Below are 894 nucleotides of genomic sequence, written 5' to 3' on the forward strand. Positions count from 1 at the left end.
CAAAAATAATATTACAATAAAAATAAAGTTTGTCAAAGAAATTTTATTTTTAATATTTAATTGTTGTCAAATAACTGTTATTATTTATAATAGTTTTATATTTTATTTAAGGTTTATAAACATGGGATTATTTAATTATATAGTACATAAAATTCTTGGAAATATATTTTATAGCGATTCTCTTAAAGGAAAAATTGGAGAATTAGAAGTAAATAATGCTCTAAATCCATACTTTTTTGGTAAAAAAGAACATAAACAAATAAATAATTTGGTAATAGTTGATGAAAATTTAAAAAGCCATCAAATAGATCATATAGAAATAAGATTAAATGGAATATTTTGCATAGAAACTAAAAACTATAGCGGATTAATATTCGGCAGTGAAAACAATAATAAATGGACTCAATGTTTAAGAAGAGGTAAAAAGAATTATTTTTATAATCCAATAAAACAAAATAAATCTCATATATTCCATTTAAAAAAAATATTAGAAAACAAGTATAATATAAATTCATTAATTGTATTTACACAAAATAATGCTGATAATATAAATATTAATAATGTTATAAATTTAATAGATTTAAAAACGTATCTGAATAATTTTAATGACGGCACTAATTATACTTCTGAAGATATTGATTATATTTATAATAAATTAATTTCAAGTAATAAAAATATTTCTAATTCAAAACATATAGAAAATATAAACAATACTAAAGAAGAAATAAGAAGCGGAATATGTCCAAGATGCAAAGGAAAATTAATATTAAGAGAAGGAAAATATGGAGAGTTTTACGGATGCAGCAATTATCCATATTGTAAATTCACTATAAAAAAATAATTAACAAAAATTAAAAAATGTAGTTTATTATACAATAGTAATTTTATTGTACT

The 894-nt window shown here is 19.1% G+C and carries 1 protein-coding gene; it reads left to right on the plus strand.

Annotated features, from left to right (window positions below):
* Positions 1 to 121 precede the first annotated feature (121 nt).
* Positions 122 to 841 carry an NERD domain-containing protein gene (locus tag EZH24_RS15160; protein WP_137999402.1) on the plus strand — a complete coding sequence of 240 codons (720 nt, stop codon included), beginning with the start codon at positions 122 to 124 and terminating at the stop codon, positions 839 to 841.
* Positions 842 to 894: the final 53 nt, after the last annotated feature.

It is taken from the genome of Brachyspira catarrhinii (assembly GCF_005518285.1).
Taxonomy (GTDB): Bacteria; Spirochaetota; Brachyspiria; order Brachyspirales; family Brachyspiraceae; genus Brachyspira; species Brachyspira catarrhinii.